The following is an 18,951-nucleotide window of genomic DNA, read 5'->3' on the forward strand; positions in this document are numbered from 1 at the left end:
GAACAAGCGGAATCACTGAGCCAAACAGGGTTTGGCTGCGCCTACCCGGCGCGGGCATACAGAAACGGAGAGGAATCTCTCCAGACGGCAAGATGTCGGGCGAACATTTGGTGTGCAGTCCTTGCGGTGTATTGACCCTTTTCCCGTTGGGAAGTGCATTGCGCGTGGGGTCGGCCCGGAGGTGCTGCTGTCGCTCTTGCCGTACAGACAGCCTTAGATTATAGCTTGACAAGCAGAAATCAAGAGCTGTTACGTGCGGGAGAAAGTCTTGCTTGAAGCTCTCTTCGGCGTGTCTGCAACGCCCGGTAGCGGTCGAGGGCGCCCGGATCGGCGCCGGCGGCGGCAATGGCCTCGGTTTCCTGCGCCTTGAGGTGGGCGTCGAGGATGTAGTCGAGCACGTTGCGCAGTTCGGCCGCGGCTTCCGCCGCCGAACTGTCGGCCGCGGAATCGATGGGCGCGCCGTCCGGGCCGGTCATCACCTTGTCCACCAACGCCTCGAAGGGCAATCCGCGCATGCCTTCCCGCAGCGCCGCCCACGGCTGGGCGCCGTGCTCGTGCACCTGGCTGTCCAGCCACGCAAAGAGCTGGCCATGCGCGCCGGGCAGGTCGCAGAGGATGCCGTGCATTTCCTGGCTCATCGCCTCCCATGCCGTCGTGTTCGACAGCACGAGGCGGGCCGCGACGTCCGAGCGGCCGATGGGCAGGGAGCGGCCACGGGGCGCGGCATCGGCGGCGGACTTTTCGCGGCCCCAGCGACCGCCTCTGTCCTTGTCCCAAGTGCCCTTTTCCCATTTTTTCTTGATCGGGCGCTTGGCGCCGCTGACGCCGTCGCCGCTTTCACCCGGGCCGTGATCGGGCGTCCAGGAAGGCTCCCAGTCGGCATCCGGCATGAGCGGCCAGTCGTCCGTCGGTGACGATGACGGTGGGGGCGCCGACCCACGCCGGGCCGGCGCAGCGGGTTTCCACAGGTCGGTCAGCGCCTGCGAGCTCAGCTGCACCAGGCCGGCGATCTCTTCCAGCAGTTGCCGCTTCAGCGCGCCGTCGGGCATGGCCGTCCAGAGCGGGCGCACATTGCTGGTCATGCGGGCGCGACCCTCGGCCGTGCCCAGGTCGCAGCCGTCGCGGGCCGCGTCGAGCATGAAGCGGCTGAGCGGCGTCGCCTCGCCGACGAAACGGGAGAACGCGTCGGCGCCGTGCTCGCGGATGAAGCTGTCGGGGTCGTGCTCCGCCGGCAGGAACAGGAACTTGATGCTGCGCACGTCGGTGGCAAAGGGCAGGGCGCCGTCCAGCGCCTTGCGCGCCGCACGCCGGCCCGCCGAATCGCCGTCGAAACTGAACACCACCGACTCGGTGAAGCGGAACAGCTTCTGCACATGCTCCGGCGTGCAGGCCGTGCCCAGCGTGGCCACCGCGTTCGGGAAACCCAGCTGCGCCAGCGCCACCACGTCCATGTAGCCCTCGGTGACCAGCACGTAGCCCTTGTCGCGCAGCGCGCTGCGCGCCTCGAACAGGCCGTAGAGTTCCCGGCCCTTGCTGAACACCGGGGTTTCAGGGGAATTGAGGTACTTGGGCTTCTCGTCGCCCAGCACCCGCCCGCCGAAGCCGATGCATTCGCCCTTGACGTTGCGGATCGGGAACATCACCCGGTCGCGGAAGCGGTCGTAGCGCTTGTCCTCGCCGTCTTCGCCGGTGATGACCAGGCCGGACTCGGCCAGCAGCGGGTTGTCGTATTCGGGGAAAACGCTGGCCAAGGTGCGCCAGCCGGGCGGGGAATAGCCGATGCCGTATTGCCTGGCCACCTCGCCCGAGACGCCGCGGCCCTTCAGGTAGTTGACCGCGATGTCCGATTCGCGCAGGTGCTTGCGGTAGGCGTCACCGGCCTTTTCGAGGACTTCGGTCAGCGTGGCCTGCTTCTGGCGTTGGCCGGCGGCGCGGGCGCGTTCCTCGGGCGAGGCGTCGTCTTCGGGCACCTGCAGGCCGTACTGGCCGGCCAGGTCGTGCACCGCCTCGACGAAGCCCATGCCGGCGTGCTCCATCAGGAAGCCGATGGCGTTGCCATGCACGCCGCAACCGAAGCAGTGATAGAACTGCTTGGTCGGGCTGACGGAGAAAGAGGGCGACTTCTCGCTGTGGAACGGGCACAGGCCGGAGAAATTGGCGCCGGTCTTCTTCAATTGCACGTAGCGGCCGACGATTTCCACCACGTCGGCACGTGCGATCAGTTCCTGGATGAAAGAAGCGGGGATGGTCATGTCGGCGGGGAGCGGCAGATGATACGCATGGCGTCTTGCCTTCGCCCGGCGCGACTGCATACTGGCAGCAAAGATGATGCGCAATCCGTTCGCCAACGCCCCGCCCTTCATGCGCCACCCGCTGCGCTTCGCGTGGGGCGCACTCAAGGCCTTCCGGACGAACCAGGGGCTGCTGCTGGCGGGCGCGGTGGCCTACTATGCCTTGCTGTCGATCGTGCCGCTGCTGATCGTGATCGTGATGGCGATGTCCCACTTCGTCGGCGAGCACGAATTGCTGAGCACGATCGGACGCTACCTGGAATGGCTGCTGCCGGGGCAGTCCAAGGCAATCGTCATCGAGTTGTCGAACTTCATGGACCACCGCGACGTGCTCGGGCCGGTGTTGCTGGTGACGATGATCTTCTTCAGCTCGCTGGCCTTCACCGTACTGGAGAGCGCGATGGCGGTGATCTTCCACCACCGCAAGGCGCTGCACCGGCGGCATGCGCTGCTGTCGCTGGTGATGCCGTATCTCTACATCCTGAGCCTGTGCGTCGGGCTGCTGCTGGTGACAGTGGTGTCGGGCGCCCTGCAATTGATCGGGCAGGAAAGCGTCGAACTTCTGGGGCACAGCTGGTCGCTGTCGGGTGTGTCGGGGCTGCTGCTGTACCTGCTGGGGCTGGCCGGCGAGATCTTCATGCTGACCTCGCTCTACTTGGTGATGCCGGTCGGGCGGCTGTCATGGCGACATGCCTTGCTCGGCGGCGTGACGGCGGCGCTGTTGTGGGAAGTGACGCGGCGCCTGCTGGTCTGGTACTTCTCGACGCTGTCGCAGGTGAACGTGGTCTACGGCTCGCTGACCACGGCGATCGTGGTGCTGCTGAGCCTGGAGATCGCGGCGACGCTGGTGCTGTTCGGGGCGCAAGTGATTGCGGAGTACGAACGGCTGGAGCGAGCGCATCGGGCGAAGGTGGGCGGGCATGCGGCGAAGGGGCCTTGGCATCCGCCGGGGCGGCATTTGTAGGGGGTGGGGGGCGGACTGCTCAGCCCAGAATCTCAGCCAGCGCGCAGCGTCTGATGACCGAGGCGCTTGGAAATCTCGACGCCGCATGCCTTTGCGGCCTTGGCCTGCAAGCCGGTCCAGTCCGTGTCGAAGGATCGTGAGCGGCCCATGAGCGTCACGCCCAGGACGATGTTTCCGGAGTAATCGAAGACCGGTGCGGCAAAGGAGCTGACGCCCGGCGTCGGGTTGTTGATGGAGCGCGACACGCCATGCTGGCGCACCTCGTTCAGCATCCCCTGGAATTCCCCGCGATCGGCAGGTGTGGCGATGTCCGGCCCGAGCCGCCGCTCGTCCTCGAGCAGCGATTCCTCGATGAGCCTGGCGGGCAGATAGGCCGCGAACAGCCGGCCGGTGGCCGTGCCCGCCAGTGACATCACCGTCCCCGTCCGGATGTTGGTGTGGAGCGGATAGATCGCGTCGAAGAGGTAGACGATCGTCGGTCCCTGGTTGCCCCAGACCGACAGCGCCACGCTGTGGCCGGTTTCCCTCGCCAACTGTTCCGCGAAGGGCGTGGCCTCGCGCACGGGGTTGAGCATCCGGAGCGTGACCAGGCCCAGCTGCATGGCGGTCGGGCCGAGCCAGTAGTAGCCGGTCGAAGCCTCCTGCGTCACCAGGCCCAGTTTGGCGAAGCTCACCAGATAGGGGTGGGCCTTGCCCGGCGCCATGTCGGCCGCCTTGGCGAGTTCCCTCAGCGGCATGGGGCGGCCCTGCGCCCCCAGCGCCAGCAGCAACTGGCCGCCAGCCTCGATGGACTGGATGCCCCTGCGTTCCTTCTCGGAACCCGATTCGTTGCCTTCGTTTTCAAGTTCGGCCATGCATGTCTCCTAACAATTAGATTCTAACAATGTCGTTAGTTCAGGGTAAACCATTAGCATAGGAAAGATGCGTTAGCACCATACTAACGTCATCGGGTCGACGGATGGCCCCAACTTTCTGGAGTGACGGTCAATGAATAAGCAGGAATCGGAGTACGACGTACTGGTGATCGGCACCGGCGCGTCGGGCATGTCGGCGGCGGTCACCGCGGCCTGGCAGGGGCTCAAGGTGCTGGTCGTCGACAAGGCGTCGGTGTTCGGCGGCACCACCGCGCGTTCGGGTGGCTGGCTGTGGATCCCCGGAACCAGCCTGGCGAAAGAGCAGGGCGTCAATGAAGCGCCGGGCGCGGCCCGTGCCTACCTGCAGCACGAGGCCACCACGCATTTCGATGCAGCGCGCGTCGACGCCTTCCTCGAGAACGGCCCGAAGGCCTTCGACTTCTTCACCGAGAACACCTGCGTGCAGTTCGACATGCCGCCGGTGTTCCCGGACTACCACGCCGAAGCGCCTGGCGGCCAGCCGGGCGGCCGGTCCATGGTGACCCGTCCGTTCGATGGGCGGGAACTCGGCGAGCGCATCGCACTGCTGGCGCCACCGGTGCCGGAGCTGACGGTGTTCGGGATGATGCTGGGCTCTGGCAAGGAGCTGTGGCACTTCCTGCGCGCCTTCAAGTCGCTGGAGTCCTTCTGGTATGTCGCGAAGCGCTTCGGCGGGCATCTGCTCGATGTCGTGCGCTACGGCCGCGGGATGACGCTGACCAACGGCAATGCGCTGGCGGGGCGGCTTGCCAAGGCGGCGGTGGATCTCAACGTGCCGGTGTGGCTGAACTCGCCGGTGAAGTCGCTGATCGTGGAAGGGGATGCGATAGTCGGTGCGAACGTCGTGCAAGACGGCAAGTCGCGCGAGATTCGCGTGCGCCGTGGCGTGGTGCTGGCGTGCGGTGGCTTCCCCTATGACGTGGCGCGTCGCAAGCAGTTGTTCCCGCATGCGCCGACCGGCCACGAACACTTCACGCCCTCGCCGGCGCTGAACACCGGGGACGGCCTGCGCCTGGGGGAATCCGTGGGCGGATGGGTCGACCCGACGATCCCCAACGCCGCCGCCTGGTGCCCGACCTCGGTGACGAAGCGCAAGGACGGCTCCGAGGGTGTCATGCCGCACTTCATCGACCGGGCCAAGCCGGGTGCGATCGCGGTCACACCCAAGGGGCGCCGCTTCACCAACGAGGCGCTGTCGTATCACGACTTCATCCAAGACCTCGTGAAGGCTTGCAAGGGTCTCCCGGAAGTCACTTGCTGGCTCATCTGCGATCACAAGCACCTGCGCGAGTACGGGCTCGGGGCCGTGGCGCCTTTCCCGTTGCCCATCGGCAAGCATCTGAAGAACGGCTATCTCAAGAAGGGCAACAGCCTTCAGGAGTTGGCCCAGGCGATCGGCGTGCCGTATGTGGCGCTGCAGGAGGAGGTCGAAGCGTTCAACCGTGACGCGGCCCAGGGCGTGGACACGAAGTTCGGCAAGGGCAGCACGGCGTACAACCGCTTCCAGGGCGACTCGCTGGTGACGCCGAACCCGTGCATGGCGCCCGTCCGCCAGGGTCCGTACTACGCCATCAAGATCGTCGTCGGCGAGATCGGCACTTTCGCGGGATTGCTGACGGATGAGTCCTGCCAGGTGCTCACGCAGGACCGGCAACCGGTCCGGGGACTCTATGCCGTCGGCAACGACGCGGCCAGCATCATGGGTGGCAACTACCCCGGGGCCGGCATCACGCTCGGCCCGGCGCTGACCTTCGGCTACGTCGTGGGTAACGCGCTCGTGAATCAAACCCGGCGACCTGCGGCCGAAGTCGTGCAATTCGCCGCTCCGCGTCAGCGTGTGCACGCCTGACCTCAAGACATATCTACCGGAAAAGACTCCAATGGAAATCACTGAACTCATGGCGCCGCAGGTGCTGGCTGGGCGCATTGCGCTGGTGACCGGCGCGGGGCAGGGCAATGGCAAGGCCATCGCCAAGGGGCTTGCGAAGGCGGGCGCCCAGGTCGTCGTGACGGACCTGAACGAAGACAACGCCAAGGTTGTGGCCGGCGAGATCAACGCGTCTGGCGGGAAGGCCGTCGCCTACAAGCTGGACGTGACCTCGCGAGATGCCTGCCAGGCACTGGCGGCCACCGTGAGCAGCGAAGTCGGGCACATCGACATCCTGGTCAACAACGCCGGCATCATCATTCGCGAAGGGCTCAACAGCCCGCAGGTCGCCTCGAACCTCGAACGCACGCTGAACGTGAACGTGATGGGCACCTTCCTGCCGACGCACGCCTGGCTGGATGCGCTGAAGAAGACCAAGGGCGTGATCATCAACGTCGGATCCATCGCGTCGAGCACCGGGATTCCCAATGTCGTCGGCTATTCCCCATCAAAGGGCGCGGTCAAGCTCATGACGCAGGCCCTTGCCGTCGAGTTGGCCAAGGACGGCGTGCGGGTCAACGCGATCGCGCCCGGTGTCATCGAGACGCCGATGACCTCGTACACACGGGAAGCGCCGGAGCGCCTCGACAAGTTCATGTTGCGCACGCCGATGGCGCGCGTCGGGCAGCCGGAAGAGCTGGTCGGGCCCGTGGTGTTCCTGGCCTCCCACATGGCCACCTACGTGACGGGCGTGACGCTGCCCGTCGATGGCGGCTTCCTCGCCTCCTGATCAACCCCATTCCTTGTTCAAAACCCTGGACTCGTCGAGTTCATCCAAACCGGAGACAGCCATGCGCATTCCCAAGTTCCTGAAGCAAGCCGCCCTTGCCGCGAGCCTCGTTGCGGCGGCATCGGCCGCAAGCGCCCAAGACATCAAGCTGGGCTACAACGGCGACCTGTCGGCCTCGCCCTCCGCGCAAAGCGGCCAGGCAGCGGTGCTCGGCATGGAGGCCGCGATCGCCGACATCAATGCCGCGGGCGGCGTCCTCGGCAAGAAGCTGGCGCTCGTCACGCGGGACGACACGTCGGCCCCGCCCAAGTCGATCCAGAACATGAGCGAACTGGTCGACAACGAAAAGGTCGCCGCCGTGTTCGGTCCGACCAATTCCGGCAATGCGATGGCCTGGAAGCACATCGCCAACCAGAAGAAGATTCCTGTGATCGGCAATGTGGGCTCGGGCACCGACATCACCAAGCCGATGAGCCCGGGCGCGGACAACTACATGTTCCGCGTCTCGATGGTGGATCGCGAGCAGGTGTCCGCGCTGATGGCTTACGTCAAGAAGAATTCGGACAAGTCGAAGGTCGTCGGATTGATGGCCGAGACCACGGGCTACGGGCAGGGCGGGCTGAAAGACATGGAGGAGCTTGCCAAGGTGCAGGACATCAAGATCGCCGCGACCGAGCGTTTTGGCGTGGGCGACACGGACATGACTTCCCAGTTGAGCAAGATGAAGTCCGCGGGCGTCGACACGGTCGTGGTGTGGGCACAAGGCACGCCGATTGCACAGTTGGTTCGCAGCATGGAGAAGATCAACTACTTTCCGCTGGTGCTGACCTCGTGGGCGGCGGACAACATCACCTTCTATGACGCGGCCGGCAAGACCCTGGCGGAGAAGCCCATCTTCATGCGCACGGTCAGCGAGACACGCACGCCCGCCCAGCAGAAGCTGTTCGACCGCGTCGGCCCCAAGCTCAAGGCGCCGGGCTCCTTCTCCTTCGCGCTGCATGGCTATGACTCGGTCATGCTCTACGCCGCTGCTGCCAAGCAGGCCAACAGCGTGGATGGCCCGGCCGTTCGTGTCGCACTGGAGGACCTGAAGACCCCGGTGCAGGGCCTGCTCAAGACCTATGACAAGCCCTTCAGCAAGACCAACCACGAAGCCCTGACGGCCAAGGATCTCGTGTGGATTCGCTGGAAGGACGGCAAGCTGATGCCGTACTCGGACCCGATCGTCAGCGCACTGGCTGGCGCGGACTTCAAGCAGTAACGCGGCACACCCGCGACACACACGCGAATCACGCGACGCCGGGCCGCATCCCGCGGCCTGGCCAACATCTCGGAGGCAATATGGTTGAGGCGCTCTTGCAGGCGATTCTCAGTGGCTTGGCCGTGGGCGGTGCCTACTCGCTGGTGGCCCTGGGTTTCAGCATCACATTCACGACGACCAAGACACTGAACTTCTCGCATGGGGAGTTCGTCTCGGCAGGCGCATTCATCGGCATGAGCGCGCTCTTCCTGGTCCTGGGTCTTCCAGTGACCTCGACCACCTTCGGCCAGGCGCTGCCCGGCGCAGGCGCCCAACTGCTGGCATTGGCTGTGGCGCTCGGAGTCATGGGCCTGCTCGGATGGCTGCTCTATGCCATCGGCGTGCGGCCCTTTGCGGGGCGGCCCGGCATGGCCTGGGTCATGAGCACGCTCGGCTTCGGTGTCATCCTGCAGAGCATCGGCCTGGCCATCTGGGGGCCCAAGCCCGTGGTGGTGCCTGGGCCGGTGGGCGACGAGGTGATCCGGCTGCTCGGCGTCGGTGTCCGTCCGCAGGAACTCCTGACGCTGGTGGTTGCCGTGGTCATCATGATCGGCTTCGACTACGTCATGAGCAAGACGATGGTGGGCAAGGCGATGCGCGCCGTGGCGGCGAACGGCAACGTCGCCAGCCTCATGGGCATCAACACCAACGCGGTGATGATCGGCGCCTTCGTGATCAGTTCAGCGCTCGCAGGGCTCTCCGGCTTCCTGCTGGCGCCGATCGCGCAGGCCTCGCTTTTCATGGGGCTGACGGTGGGGCTCAAGGGTTTCTCCGGCGCCATGATCGGCGGCCTGAGCAATCCGCGGGGCTGCGTCATCGGCGGCTTCGTCCTCGGTGTCTTCGAGTCCCTGGTCAACCTGTGGCAGGCCCAGTGGCGCGAGGTGGCCGTCTTCGGACTGGTGATCCTGGTCCTCGCATTCCGTCCGACCGGACTGTTCGGCAAGAAGCTGGTGGAGAAGGTATGAAGCGCAGTCAACATCTGGTGGGCGTGTTGCTCGCCGCCGCCGCGCTGGTCGGCATCACGTCCCTCTTCGGCAACGACTACTACCTGCGCATCGTCTTCATGATGTGCGTCTACTACCTCTGCGCTGCGGGCATGAACGTGCTGGTGGGCTATGCGGGGCAGAAGTCGCTGGGCCAGGCAGGGCTCTTCGCGGCGGGCGCCTATGCGGTGGCGCTGCTGACGACGCGTACGGAAATGAACCCATGGCTCGCCCTGGTGGCTGCGGCGGGCATCTCCGCAGTGTGCGGGGTGCTCATCGCCTTGCCATCGCTGCGGGTGAAGGGGCCGTACCTTGCGATGGTGACGCTGGCCTTCGGCATCGTCGTGGAAAAGCTCGTGGGCGAGTGGACCGATGTGTTCGGCGGTGCACAAGGGATCTATGGCATCAAGGCCTTGACCTGGGATGGCCAACCCTTGACGCAGTTGCAGTGGGTCTGGCTCGGCATCGGCCTGTGCGCCTTGGCGCATCTCTTGTTGCGCAACCTGCTGGAGGGCCGCTTCGGTCGCGCGCTGCTGTCGCTGCAAGCCGACGAGATCGCTTCATCCTCGGTGGGCGTTCGCGTCTATCGGGCCAAGGTCATTGCGTTCGTCGTGGCGGCTGTGACCTGCGGCATTGCCGGGGCGCTGGTGGCCCAGCAGAACCAGTACATCAACTCCGACTTCATCACCTTCCACCTGTCGATCTTCATCCTGTTGCTGGTGCTGTTCGGCGGCGCCGGCTCCCAGTACGGGCCGCTGGTGGGCACCATCGTGCTGACGGCGGTCGATGCGGCCCTGGCGCGCTGGCCCTCGGCGCAGCACTTCCTCTATGGCTTCCTGCTGCTGTTTGCGCTCTATGTGATGCCGGGCGGCGTGACTGGCTTGTTCTCGAAGTGGTTCCGCCGTTCGGCCGAGGCGCCCGAGCCCTCGAAGGCGGCTGCCGTTCCCACGCGCATCGGCCCTGGAGGCCAGGGCGAATTGCTGGTGGTGCAGGGCGTCACCAAGAACTTCGGCGGCGTGAAGCCAGCCCAGAACGTGTCGTTCCGGCTGCAGCGCGGCCACATCCACGCGCTGATCGGACCGAATGGCGCAGGCAAGAGCACGATGATCAATATGTTGACCGGGTTGATCGATCCGACCGAGGGCTCGATCCAGTTCCTCGGCCAGGAGGTCTCCGGCCGGCCGGTGCATTCGATCTGCTGCATGGGCATGGGACGCACCTTCCAGAACCTGCGGCTCTTCGCGGAACTGTCGGTGCTCGACAACGTGATGCTGGGGCGTCACAGCCGGATGACGAACGGCTTCTTCGCTTCGCTGTTTCACCTGCCGAATGCGAAGAGGGAAGAGGCCGCGACACGGGCCCGTGCGCTGCAGTTGCTGGACCTGGTGGGGTTGCTGCATCTGGCACACCATCCGGCGGGAAGCCTGCCCTACGGCCTGCAACGCCGCGTCGAACTGGCACGGGCACTGGCGACCGAGCCGCAACTCCTGCTGCTCGATGAACCTGCCGCGGGTCTCAATCCGCAGGAGACGGCCGAGCTGGGGCAACTGTTGCTTCGCATCGGCAAGTGCGGTGTGAGCATCCTGATGGTCGAGCATCACATGGACCTGGTCATGTCGATCTCTGACCACGTCATCGTGTTGGACTACGGCATCAAGATCGCCGAGGGCAAGCCGGCCGAGGTGCAGGCCAACCCCCGTGTCGTCGAAGCCTACCTGGGCGTCGACGAGCCTGAAGAAGAACAACACGCGCTTTGCGCAGCCTGAACCGGAGACTCGATCATGCTGAAAATCGAATCAGTCAAGGTGGCCTACGGCGCAATCCAGGCCGTCAAGGGCGTGAGCATCGACGTGCGCAAGGGCGAAGTGGTGACCATCATCGGCGCCAACGGCGCCGGCAAGAGCACCTTGCTCAAGAGTATTTGCGGCCTGGAGCCCGTCACGGAGGGACGCATCCTGCTCGACGGCAAGGACATCACGAACGTCGCGTCGCATCATCGTGTGGGCCTTGGCATCGCGATGTCGCCAGAAGGCCGCGGCGTCTTCGCGGACCAGACGGTGCGCGAGAACCTGATGCTCGGCGCCTATTCGCGCAAGACCGACCCCGCCGCCACCGCGGCCGCCATCGAGCGCGAGTTCAAGCGATTCCCGCGGCTGCGCGAGCGCCAGGACCAGTTGTCCGGGACCTTGTCCGGCGGCGAGCAGCAGATGCTGGCCATCTCGCGCGCCCTGATGAGCGAGCCGCGCCTGCTGCTGCTCGACGAACCGTCGCTCGGCCTGGCGCCCTTGATCATCAAGGACATCTTCAATGCGATTCGCCAGTTGCGCGAGGCGGGCCTGACCATCCTGCTGGTCGAGCAGATGGCCAAACAGGCGCTCGGTGTAGCGGACCGGGCCTACGTGCTGGAGACAGGACACATCACCCTCGAAGGCACGGGCCGCGCACTGCTCAACGATCCCAAGGTCAAGGCCGCCTATCTCGGCTCGCACTGATACGACCTTGCAATCAATCGCATAACTGCGTTGGATCGCCTTGCCGTGCTACAGCACTGTCTGCGGCGCTCCGCCTTGTTCTGCGCTTGATTGCAAAGTCGTCGACCCCACCAGAACCACCCACACAAGGAACACCCCATGTCCGATACCAAGAAGTTCGCAAGCCAGGCCGACCTGGAAGAGAAGAACGTCACCTTCAGCCAGATCTCTGAGCACGCCTGGGCGTACACGGCCGAAGGCGACCCCAACACCGGCATCATCATCGGCGACGACGCCGTGCTGGTGGCCGACACCCAGGCCACGCCGGCGATGGCCGCCGATGTCATCCGCCGCATCCGCGAGGTCACCGACAAGCCGATCCAATACGTCGTGCTCACGCACTACCACGCGGTGCGCGTGCTCGGTGCCAGTGCCTACGCTGCGCAACACATCCTCGCGAGCCAGGACACGTATGACCTCATCGTCGAGCGTGGCGAGCAGGACAAGGCCAGCGAGATCGGCCGTTTCCCGCGCCTGTTCGCGGGCGTCGAGACCGTGCCGCCCGGCATGACTTGGCCGACGATGACCTTCACCGGAAAGATGACGCTGTGGCTGGGCAAGCTCGAAGTGCAACTGTTGCAGCTCGGCCGCGGCCACACGAAGGGCGACACGGTCGTCTGGCTTCCGGGCGAAGGTGCATTGCTGTCGGGCGACCTGGTCGAGTTCGGCGCCACACCGTACGCTGGCGACGCCTACTTCAAGGATTGGCCGAAGACGCTGGAGAACCTCGCCGCGCTCAAGCCCAAGGCGCTGGTGCCCGGCCGCGGCGCTGCGCTGACTACGCCCGAGGCGGTGTCCAAGGGCCTCAGCGAAACACGCGAATTCATCTCGGACGTGTACGCCACTGTCCGAAAGGGCGTTGACGGCGGCAAGGACCTGAACGCCGTCTACCGGGACACCTTCTCCGCCCTGAAGCCCAAGTACGGCCACTGGGTGATCTTCGACCACTGCATGCCCTTCGACGTCACGCGCTGCTACGACGAAGTGACGCAGTACACCGACCCGCGCATCTGGACCGCCGAGCGGGATGTCGAGATGTGGAAGACGCTGGAAGGTTGACGTCTCCCCGAGCGATGCAAGCATGAGCACGCGCGCCCTCGATTCCCGAACGCTCTGGCTGCTGGGCACGTGCGCGTTTGCGAGCATGGCGTCGATGCGCATTTGCGACGCCATGCTGCCGTCGCTGGCAGCGGAGTTCTCGGCAACGACGGGCCAGGTTGCGCGGACGATCTCCGGCTTTGCCTTGGCCTATGGGCTCCTTCAGTTGTTCTATGGGCCTCTCGGAGATCGTTACGGCAAGGTACGCGTGATCGCATTTGCGACGCTGGCTTGCACGATCGGAAGCATGGCGGCGGCGCTCGCACCTTCGCTGGACTGGCTGGTGGCCGGTCGCATCCTGTCCGGCGTCGCTGCCGCCGGAATCATCCCGTTGACGATGGCGTGGATCGGCGACAGCGTGGCCTACGAAGGGCGCCAGGAAGTGTTGGCCCGACTGCTCGGCGCGACGGTGTTCGGCATGATCTGCGGCCAATGGCTTGGTGGCCTTGTCGCCGAGGTGTGGAACTGGCGGGCGGCGTTTGCATTGCTCGCGACGATCTTCCTGGTCGGCGGCGCGATGCTGACCCGGCGAGCGCGCGGCCTTGCATCGCCTGCGCGGCCAGACATGGCAAGCGTTCCTCGCCGGCTCCTCGACGTGCTCGCCCAGCCATGGGCGAGGACGGTGTTGCTCGTCACCTGCATCGAAGGGGCGCTGGCCTTCAGCGCGTTGGCCTTCATTCCGTCCCACCTGCATGCTTCGTTCAAGCTGTCGATGCCAGCGGCCGGGGCGGTCGTTGCGCTCTATGGCGTCGGCGGCCTTGTCTACAGCCGGTGCGCACGCGTGCTCTTGCGGCGCTTCGGTGAAACCGGCCTGGCAACCACCGGGGGTGTCAGCCTGGGCATTGCTTTCGCGGCGATCGCCACCGCGCCATCCTGGCCGTGGACGCTTCCCGCCTGCATGCTGGCCGGCTTCGGCTTCTACGCCTTGCACAACACCCTGCAGACCCACGCGACACAGATGGCGCCGACTGCGCGCGGTACGGCCGTCTCGCTCTTTGCCTGTGTCCTGTTCCTCGGGCAGTCGCTTGGCGTGTTGCTCGCGTCGTGGGTGGTCGACACCGCGTCGACAAGCATGGTCTTCGCATCGTCAGCGCTCGGCCTCCTGCTGCTCGGCGTTGCGTTCGCGACCTTGATCCGGCAGCGGAACAGCCGGCTGCGCCAAGGCGTGATCGATGCCTGATCGCCCAAGCATGCGCAACCGCCGCGGTCTTCGCCCCTTCAACTCTCAGGCTTTTGCATGACCCCCACTGAACCACTTCTCTTCCAGCCCATCCAGCTTCGCGAGTTGGTGCTGAACAACCGTATCGTGATCTCGCCGATGTGCCAGCACGCCGCCGAGAACGGGCGCGCGACGCCGTGGCACATGGTCCACCTCGGCAAGTTCGCGCTGGGCGGCGCCGGGCTGATCCTCACCGAAAGCACTGCCGTCGATCCGCGCGGCCGCATCGGCACGGCCGACCTGGGGCTGTGGGAAGACAGCCAGGTCGAACCGTTGAAGGCAGTGGTCGATTTCGTCCATGCCAATGGTGGCGCCATCGGGGTCCAGTTGGCCCACGCGGGACGCAAGTCGGGAAGCCAGCCGTTGTGGGAAGGCGGCGCCGCGCTCTCAGAGCAACGCCTTGCATCCGATCCGCAGCCCTGGCAACGCCTCGGCCCGAGCGCCTTGCCTGCAGGCCCCGGATGGTCCGCGCCCGTGGCCCTGGACGCCGCGGGCATCGCGGACGTGGTGCAGTCCTTCGTCGACGCGACCTTGCGTGCCGATCAGGCCGGCTTCGACGTGGTGGAACTGCATTTCGGCCATGGTTACCTGGTGGCGAGCTTCCTGTCGCCGAACTCGAACCATCGTGATGACGAGTGGGGCGGCAGCCTCGAAGGTCGCATGCGCCTGGCCCTGGAGATCGCGCGCAGGGTTCGCGCGGCGTGGCCCGAAGGCAAGCCGCTGTTCTGCCGGCTATCGGCGGTGGACGGTAGCGTGGACGGGTGGAGCCTGGAAGATTCCATCGTCCTGTCGCGCGAACTTGCGCGCTGCGGCGTCGATGTCATCGATTGCTCGTCCGGGGGCCTCACCGAAGAAACCCGCGCACTCCCGGTGCCGCGCGGCCTCGGCTTCCAGGTGCCGTTCTCGGAACGGATCCGCCAGGAGGCGCAGGTCAGGACGCAGGCCGTCGGAATGATCGTCGACGCGCACCAGGCCGACGCGGTGCTGCGCGAAGGAAAAGCCGACCTGATCGCCTTGGGTCGCGAAGCGCTCTTCGATCCCTACTGGCCGCATCACGCCGCACTCACGCTGGGCGTCGACCCCGCCTACAAGCGCTGGCCCGAGCGGCACGGCGTCTGGCTCGCCAAGCGCGCCCCGGGGCTCGCGCGCGCCCGCGCACAGGCTGCCACCGAACTCATCGAATCCAATCTGGAGCAAACGACATGAACGTACGAATGGGCCTGATCCACAAGAAGCCGGATTGGTCGAGCGAGAGATTCAGCGCGTACTGGCGCGGCCACCACGGCGCACTCGCCAGGCGCGCGCCCGGCTTGCGCGGCTACTGGCAGAACCCGGTGACGGAGCGCTTGCAACGAGGCATCGATTTCGCGCGCGGACCGTGGGACTTCGACGGCTTTTCGCAGTTGTGGTTCGACGATGTCGGCAAGGCGGACCGCGCGTTCAATGACAGTGCGCTTGCCGCAGACCTCATCGCCGACGAGAACCACTTCCTGGGCGGCGTGCACATCGTGACCGCCGAGCAACGCGTGGTCATCGACTTGCCCGAGCGGGAAGCCCGCGCTCGCCTCTTGAAGCGCATGTCGATCCTCAAGCGGCGCCCTGATCTCGGCGAGGAGGATTTCCGCCGCGAATGGAAGGTGCACGGTGACCTGATGCGCAAGATGCCGGGCGTGAGCGCCTATCGGCAGAACGTGGTGATTGCGCGCGAGCGGGTGAAAGGCCAGCCCTGCGGCTACGACGACTTCCCGATCGACGGCATCGTCGAGCTCTGGTTCGAGGACGCCGCAACGCTGGAGCAGGCGTTCGGCTCGGCAGCAGGGAAGGAGACGATGGCCCATGCGAGGACCTTCCTGGCGGAGATCACGGCCTTCGTCGTGGCTGAGCGCCAGATTCTCTAGTAGCGGGAGGCCTCGAATGATGAAACGGATGACCCTTCTTGCCAGGAAGGAGGGGACGGCGACCTGCGATTTCCGGGCGTATTGGGCGGGGCCTCATGCGCAGCTTGCCCTGGGCATGGAAGGCATCACCCGTTACACCCATAACCGCGTGGACAAGGTGCTGTGGGCGAGCGATGGCGAGCCCGCCTTCGATGTCGACGGTATCGTGGAACTCTCCTTTGCCGACGCGGATGCCATGCGCCGGGCCCAGGCGTCCGCGGTGGGTCAGAAATACATCCCGGCGGACGAGCCGAATTTCCTCAAGGGCTGGACGCTTTGCGTGGTCGAGACCGAGGGCGATGAGCCTGTCGGGCAGGCGGTGAAAGTCCTCATCCCGTTCCATGCGCAGGCTGAGTCGCGGGACGTGCTCTGGTGCGAGCTTCGCCGAGTCGCGGCCACCACAGGCGACAAGCTCGCATTGAACTGGACGGTCTCCACGGCTCGCCGGGAGCGGCTGTGGGCAGAGCCAGATCCCCCGTCCGGCTTCATCTGCGTCTGGCTCGACAGCGTCGCCAAGGCCCATGAGGCTTTTGAACCCTGTTCCGAATTGCGCCGAGTCATGGAGTGCTGCACCACTGGGAGCGTCGCCTATCTCATCGACCTGCTTCGCATCAGGTAGACCTTCATCAGCAGCCCGCTGCTACCGAGGGTCTGCAAATAGGCGGCCATTCTGCGTCCATCGGTCGGTGCCCGACGGACTCGAGAGCAAGCTCACTCCCTCAACGTCGAGATTCGCGTCCCGGTACGAATGCTGGCCAGGATTCCAGCCTTGATCTGGTCGAACAGGGCGGGCGGCAGGAACCCGTAGTCCACTCGCGAGTCCCGGGTCGAAATCGGGCGCAAGTCATAGCCTGGCCAGGTGAAGCGATTGACTTCGGTCAAGATCACCCAGGACTTCTCGCCATCCAGCCCGAGGTGGCGCTTGACCCTTGCTGGAATCTCGATTCCCGATGCCGGATTTTCTGGCTGAGCATGTGTGATGGGAGACACGGTGACAACGATCTCTCCGTCGACTGATTCGATGGCGGTCACGATGACGCAAGGGCGATTCTTCGCCCCTTCGGTGTTCCCGCGTTGCTGTTCGCGATGCCACAGATAAGCGAAAGACACGACAAGGCCCACCTCGGGCGACGGGAAGGCCATTCGCTCAGTCTGTCAGGAGATCGTTCAGCTTGTCATGCCGCGCATCCATGCGGCTGTCTGCAAGGGCGCGGACCGCTTCTTCAGGAAGATCCGCCACGGCATATGCCTTCGTAGCGCGGGCTTTCAGGCGCACAAGCTCCTCGAACTCCTTTCGCGAGATGAAGTATCCAGTGACGCGGTTATGGCTCGTGACGGCCACGGGTTCGCCTTGGACGACTTCGCGATAGTGGCCAAAATTCTTGGCGAATTCGGTGGAAGGAACGGTGCGCATGATTTTCTCCGTGATTTCCGTATTTTACGTAATTTCATGCGCGCCGCGATCATTTCGGCGGCAACCGAATGGCCCCGTCCAGCCGGATCACTTCCCCGTTCAACATGTCGTTCTCGATGATGTGCTTCGCCAGCTTCGCATAGTCCGCCGGCGTCCCCAGCCGCGAAGGGAAGGGCACGCTGGCCGCCAGTGCGTCCTGCACCTCCTGCGGCATCCCGAACAGCATCGGCGTACCGAAGATGCCCGGTGCAATCGTCATGTTGCGGATCCCGTTGCGGGCCAGGTCGCGGGCGATCGGCAGCGTCATGCCGACCACGCCGCCTTTCGACGCAGAGTAAGCCGCCTGGCCCATCTGGCCGTCATAGGCGGCCACGGACGCGGTCGAGATCAGCACGCCGCGCTCGCCGGTGGATTCGGGCTCGTTCTTGCTCATGGCCTCGGCCGCGAGCCGGATCATGTTGAAGCTGCCGATGAGGTTGACCGTGACCGTCTTGCTGAACACCGACAGCGCATGCGCGCCGTTGCGGCCGACCGTCTTCTCCGCCGGCGCGATGCCGGCGCAGTTGACCAGGCCCACCAGCTTGCCGAGTTGCAGTGCCGCGGCGACGGCGGCCTGGCCGTCGGCTTCCTGGCTCACGTCGCACTTGACGAAGACGCCGCCGATTTCCTGTGCCACCGCAGCGCCCTTGTCGGCCTGCATGTCGGCGACAACGACCTTGCCGCCGCTGGCCGCCAGCATGCGCGCCGCACCTTCGCCCAGGCCGGACGCCCCGCCCGTGACGATGAAAACCCTTCCTTCGATCTGCATGAGAGTTGTCTCCTGATGTGAGGACGCGGATTATCGAAGACGCGCGCGCCGCAAAGTTACCGATCGTGCAGTCCTCGATGCACCCGCCGCGGACAAAAAAAGGGCCCTGTCTTGCGACAGAGCCCTGAATTGGATCCGGGAGGACCCAAGGAGACAACTTGTTCTAGAGGGGAGGCCGAAGCCTCGAATTACTTAGGCGCGCTTGCGGGTAGCGGTTTGCGCGGTGCTCTTGGCGGCGCTCACGGCCGAGTTCGACACGGCGGTGAAGTTGGCTTCGGCGACGTCGCTGGCTTGCTTGACAGCCTTCTGGACCGATTCGAAAGCGTTGTTGGCGGCAGCCACGGCGCTCTTCAGGATCGCGACGGCGGTTTCCGAGCCGGCGGGTGCGTTCTTCGAAGCGCTGTCGACCAGGTTCACCAGGGTCGATTGGGCTTCAGCGGCCTTGGCTTCGAAAGCCTTGGTGAATTCGGCTTGCGTGCCTTGGGTGATGTCGTACACGTGACGGCTGTAAGCGGTGACCTTTTCGGCCAGGGGCTGGAACAGGCTGGCTTGCAGGGCCAGGAGTTCTTGCGCGTCCTTGACGCTCAGCAGGGCCTGGGCGTTGCTGCTGGCTTCAGACAGGGCGGTCTTGGCAGTGGTGACGTTGAGTTCGATCAGCTTCTCGACGCCTTCGAAGGCCTTGGAGGTCAGGCCGAACAGGGTTTCGACGGATGCCTTTTGAGCGGCGAGGAATTGGTCAGCGGTCAGTGCCATTTGGTAGCTCCAGTAAAAAGATGAGAGGAAGAGAGGCTTTGTGCCGACATCCGCATTTGTTGCGCCGCAGCATGGATTGAAGTATAGGCCTGCGGACAATCAA

At 65.2% G+C, this 18,951-nt stretch carries 18 protein-coding genes; 12 read left to right on the forward strand and 6 right to left on the reverse strand.

Annotated features, from left to right (window positions below; all coding sequences use genetic code 11):
• Positions 1-239 precede the first annotated feature (239 nt).
• Positions 240-2,252: a DNA primase gene (gene dnaG / locus WKW82_RS24630; RefSeq protein WP_340344994.1), complete on the reverse strand. Its 2,013-nt coding sequence runs from the start codon at positions 2,250-2,252 to the stop codon at positions 240-242.
• A 73-nt stretch (positions 2,253-2,325) separates the two neighbouring features.
• Here dnaG and WKW82_RS24635 point away from each other — a divergent pair, with 73 nt between their 5' ends.
• On the forward strand, positions 2,326-3,255 hold the full coding sequence (locus WKW82_RS24635; RefSeq protein WP_422823571.1) for a YihY/virulence factor BrkB family protein: 930 nt from the start codon (positions 2,326-2,328) through the stop codon (positions 3,253-3,255).
• 32 nt (positions 3,256-3,287) lie between these two features.
• Here WKW82_RS24635 and WKW82_RS24640 read toward each other — a convergent pair whose 3' ends face one another.
• Positions 3,288-4,109 (reverse strand): IclR family transcriptional regulator, encoded by an 822-nt coding sequence (locus WKW82_RS24640; RefSeq protein WP_340344995.1) that lies wholly within the window; start codon positions 4,107-4,109, stop codon positions 3,288-3,290.
• Between the two features lie 133 nt (positions 4,110-4,242).
• On the opposite strand from WKW82_RS24640, the gene WKW82_RS24645 reads away from it, so the two are divergent.
• The 11 genes from WKW82_RS24645 to WKW82_RS24695 all read left to right on the forward strand — a co-directional run bounded on the left by WKW82_RS24645 (position 4,243) and on the right by WKW82_RS24695 (position 16,492).
• Entirely contained in the window at positions 4,243-5,997 is a 1,755-nt protein-coding gene (locus WKW82_RS24645; RefSeq protein WP_340344997.1) for an FAD-dependent oxidoreductase, read from the forward strand.
• Positions 5,998-6,028: 31 nt separating this feature from the next.
• A complete protein-coding gene (locus WKW82_RS24650) occupies positions 6,029-6,805 on the forward strand; it encodes an SDR family NAD(P)-dependent oxidoreductase (protein ID WP_340344999.1) in 777 nt (258 codons plus the stop codon).
• Between the two features lie 61 nt (positions 6,806-6,866).
• Complete coding sequence (locus WKW82_RS24655) at positions 6,867-8,066, forward strand: ABC transporter substrate-binding protein (RefSeq protein ID WP_340345001.1); 1,200 nt, start codon at positions 6,867-6,869, stop codon at positions 8,064-8,066.
• Between the two features lie 80 nt (positions 8,067-8,146).
• Complete coding sequence (locus tag WKW82_RS24660; protein WP_340345003.1) at positions 8,147-9,070, forward strand: branched-chain amino acid ABC transporter permease; 924 nt, start codon at positions 8,147-8,149, stop codon at positions 9,068-9,070.
• Entirely contained in the window at positions 9,067-10,854 is a 1,788-nt protein-coding gene (locus tag WKW82_RS24665; RefSeq protein ID WP_340345005.1) for a branched-chain amino acid ABC transporter ATP-binding protein/permease, read from the forward strand. The genes WKW82_RS24660 and WKW82_RS24665 overlap by 4 nt, the downstream gene beginning before the upstream one ends.
• 15 nt (positions 10,855-10,869) lie before the next feature.
• The gene (locus WKW82_RS24670) at positions 10,870-11,580 is read left to right on the forward strand and encodes an ABC transporter ATP-binding protein (RefSeq protein WP_340345006.1); all 711 of its coding nucleotides are present in this window, start codon (positions 10,870-10,872) and stop codon (positions 11,578-11,580) included.
• 138 nt (positions 11,581-11,718) lie between these two features.
• The gene (locus WKW82_RS24675; protein WP_340345007.1) at positions 11,719-12,678 is read left to right on the forward strand and encodes an MBL fold metallo-hydrolase; all 960 of its coding nucleotides are present in this window, start codon (positions 11,719-11,721) and stop codon (positions 12,676-12,678) included.
• A gap of 22 nt (positions 12,679-12,700) precedes the next feature.
• A complete protein-coding gene (locus tag WKW82_RS24680; RefSeq protein ID WP_340345008.1) occupies positions 12,701-13,897 on the forward strand; it encodes an MFS transporter in 1,197 nt (398 codons plus the stop codon).
• A 57-nt stretch (positions 13,898-13,954) separates the two neighbouring features.
• Positions 13,955-15,142, forward strand: coding sequence for an NADH:flavin oxidoreductase/NADH oxidase (locus WKW82_RS24685; RefSeq protein ID WP_340345009.1), 1,188 nt, complete (start codon positions 13,955-13,957; stop codon positions 15,140-15,142).
• Entirely contained in the window at positions 15,139-15,834 is a 696-nt protein-coding gene (locus WKW82_RS24690) for an EthD domain-containing protein (RefSeq protein ID WP_340345010.1), read from the forward strand. Before WKW82_RS24685 ends, WKW82_RS24690 begins: the two co-directional genes overlap by 4 nt.
• A gap of 19 nt (positions 15,835-15,853) precedes the next feature.
• Entirely contained in the window at positions 15,854-16,492 is a 639-nt protein-coding gene (locus WKW82_RS24695; RefSeq protein ID WP_340345011.1) for an EthD domain-containing protein, read from the forward strand.
• A 92-nt stretch (positions 16,493-16,584) separates the two neighbouring features.
• Here the strand turns inward: WKW82_RS24695 and WKW82_RS24700 are convergent, their stop codons facing one another.
• The 4 genes from WKW82_RS24700 to WKW82_RS24715 all read right to left on the reverse strand — a co-directional run bounded on the left by WKW82_RS24700 (position 16,585) and on the right by WKW82_RS24715 (position 18,848).
• Positions 16,585-17,016, reverse strand: coding sequence for a growth inhibitor PemK (locus tag WKW82_RS24700; RefSeq protein WP_340345012.1), 432 nt, complete (start codon positions 17,014-17,016; stop codon positions 16,585-16,587).
• 4 nt (positions 17,017-17,020) lie between these two features.
• On the reverse strand, positions 17,021-17,287 hold the full coding sequence (locus tag WKW82_RS24705; RefSeq protein ID WP_340345013.1) for a type II toxin-antitoxin system prevent-host-death family antitoxin: 267 nt from the start codon (positions 17,285-17,287) through the stop codon (positions 17,021-17,023).
• 49 nt (positions 17,288-17,336) lie between these two features.
• Complete coding sequence (locus WKW82_RS24710; protein ID WP_340345014.1) at positions 17,337-18,095, reverse strand: 3-hydroxyacyl-CoA dehydrogenase; 759 nt, start codon at positions 18,093-18,095, stop codon at positions 17,337-17,339.
• A gap of 192 nt (positions 18,096-18,287) precedes the next feature.
• On the reverse strand, positions 18,288-18,848 hold the full coding sequence (locus WKW82_RS24715) for a phasin family protein (protein ID WP_340345015.1): 561 nt from the start codon (positions 18,846-18,848) through the stop codon (positions 18,288-18,290).
• Between the last annotated feature and the right edge of the window lie 103 nt (positions 18,849-18,951).

The organism is Variovorax rhizosphaerae (genome assembly GCF_037889975.1).
GTDB classification, from domain to species: Bacteria; Pseudomonadota; Gammaproteobacteria; order Burkholderiales; family Burkholderiaceae_C; genus Variovorax; species Variovorax rhizosphaerae.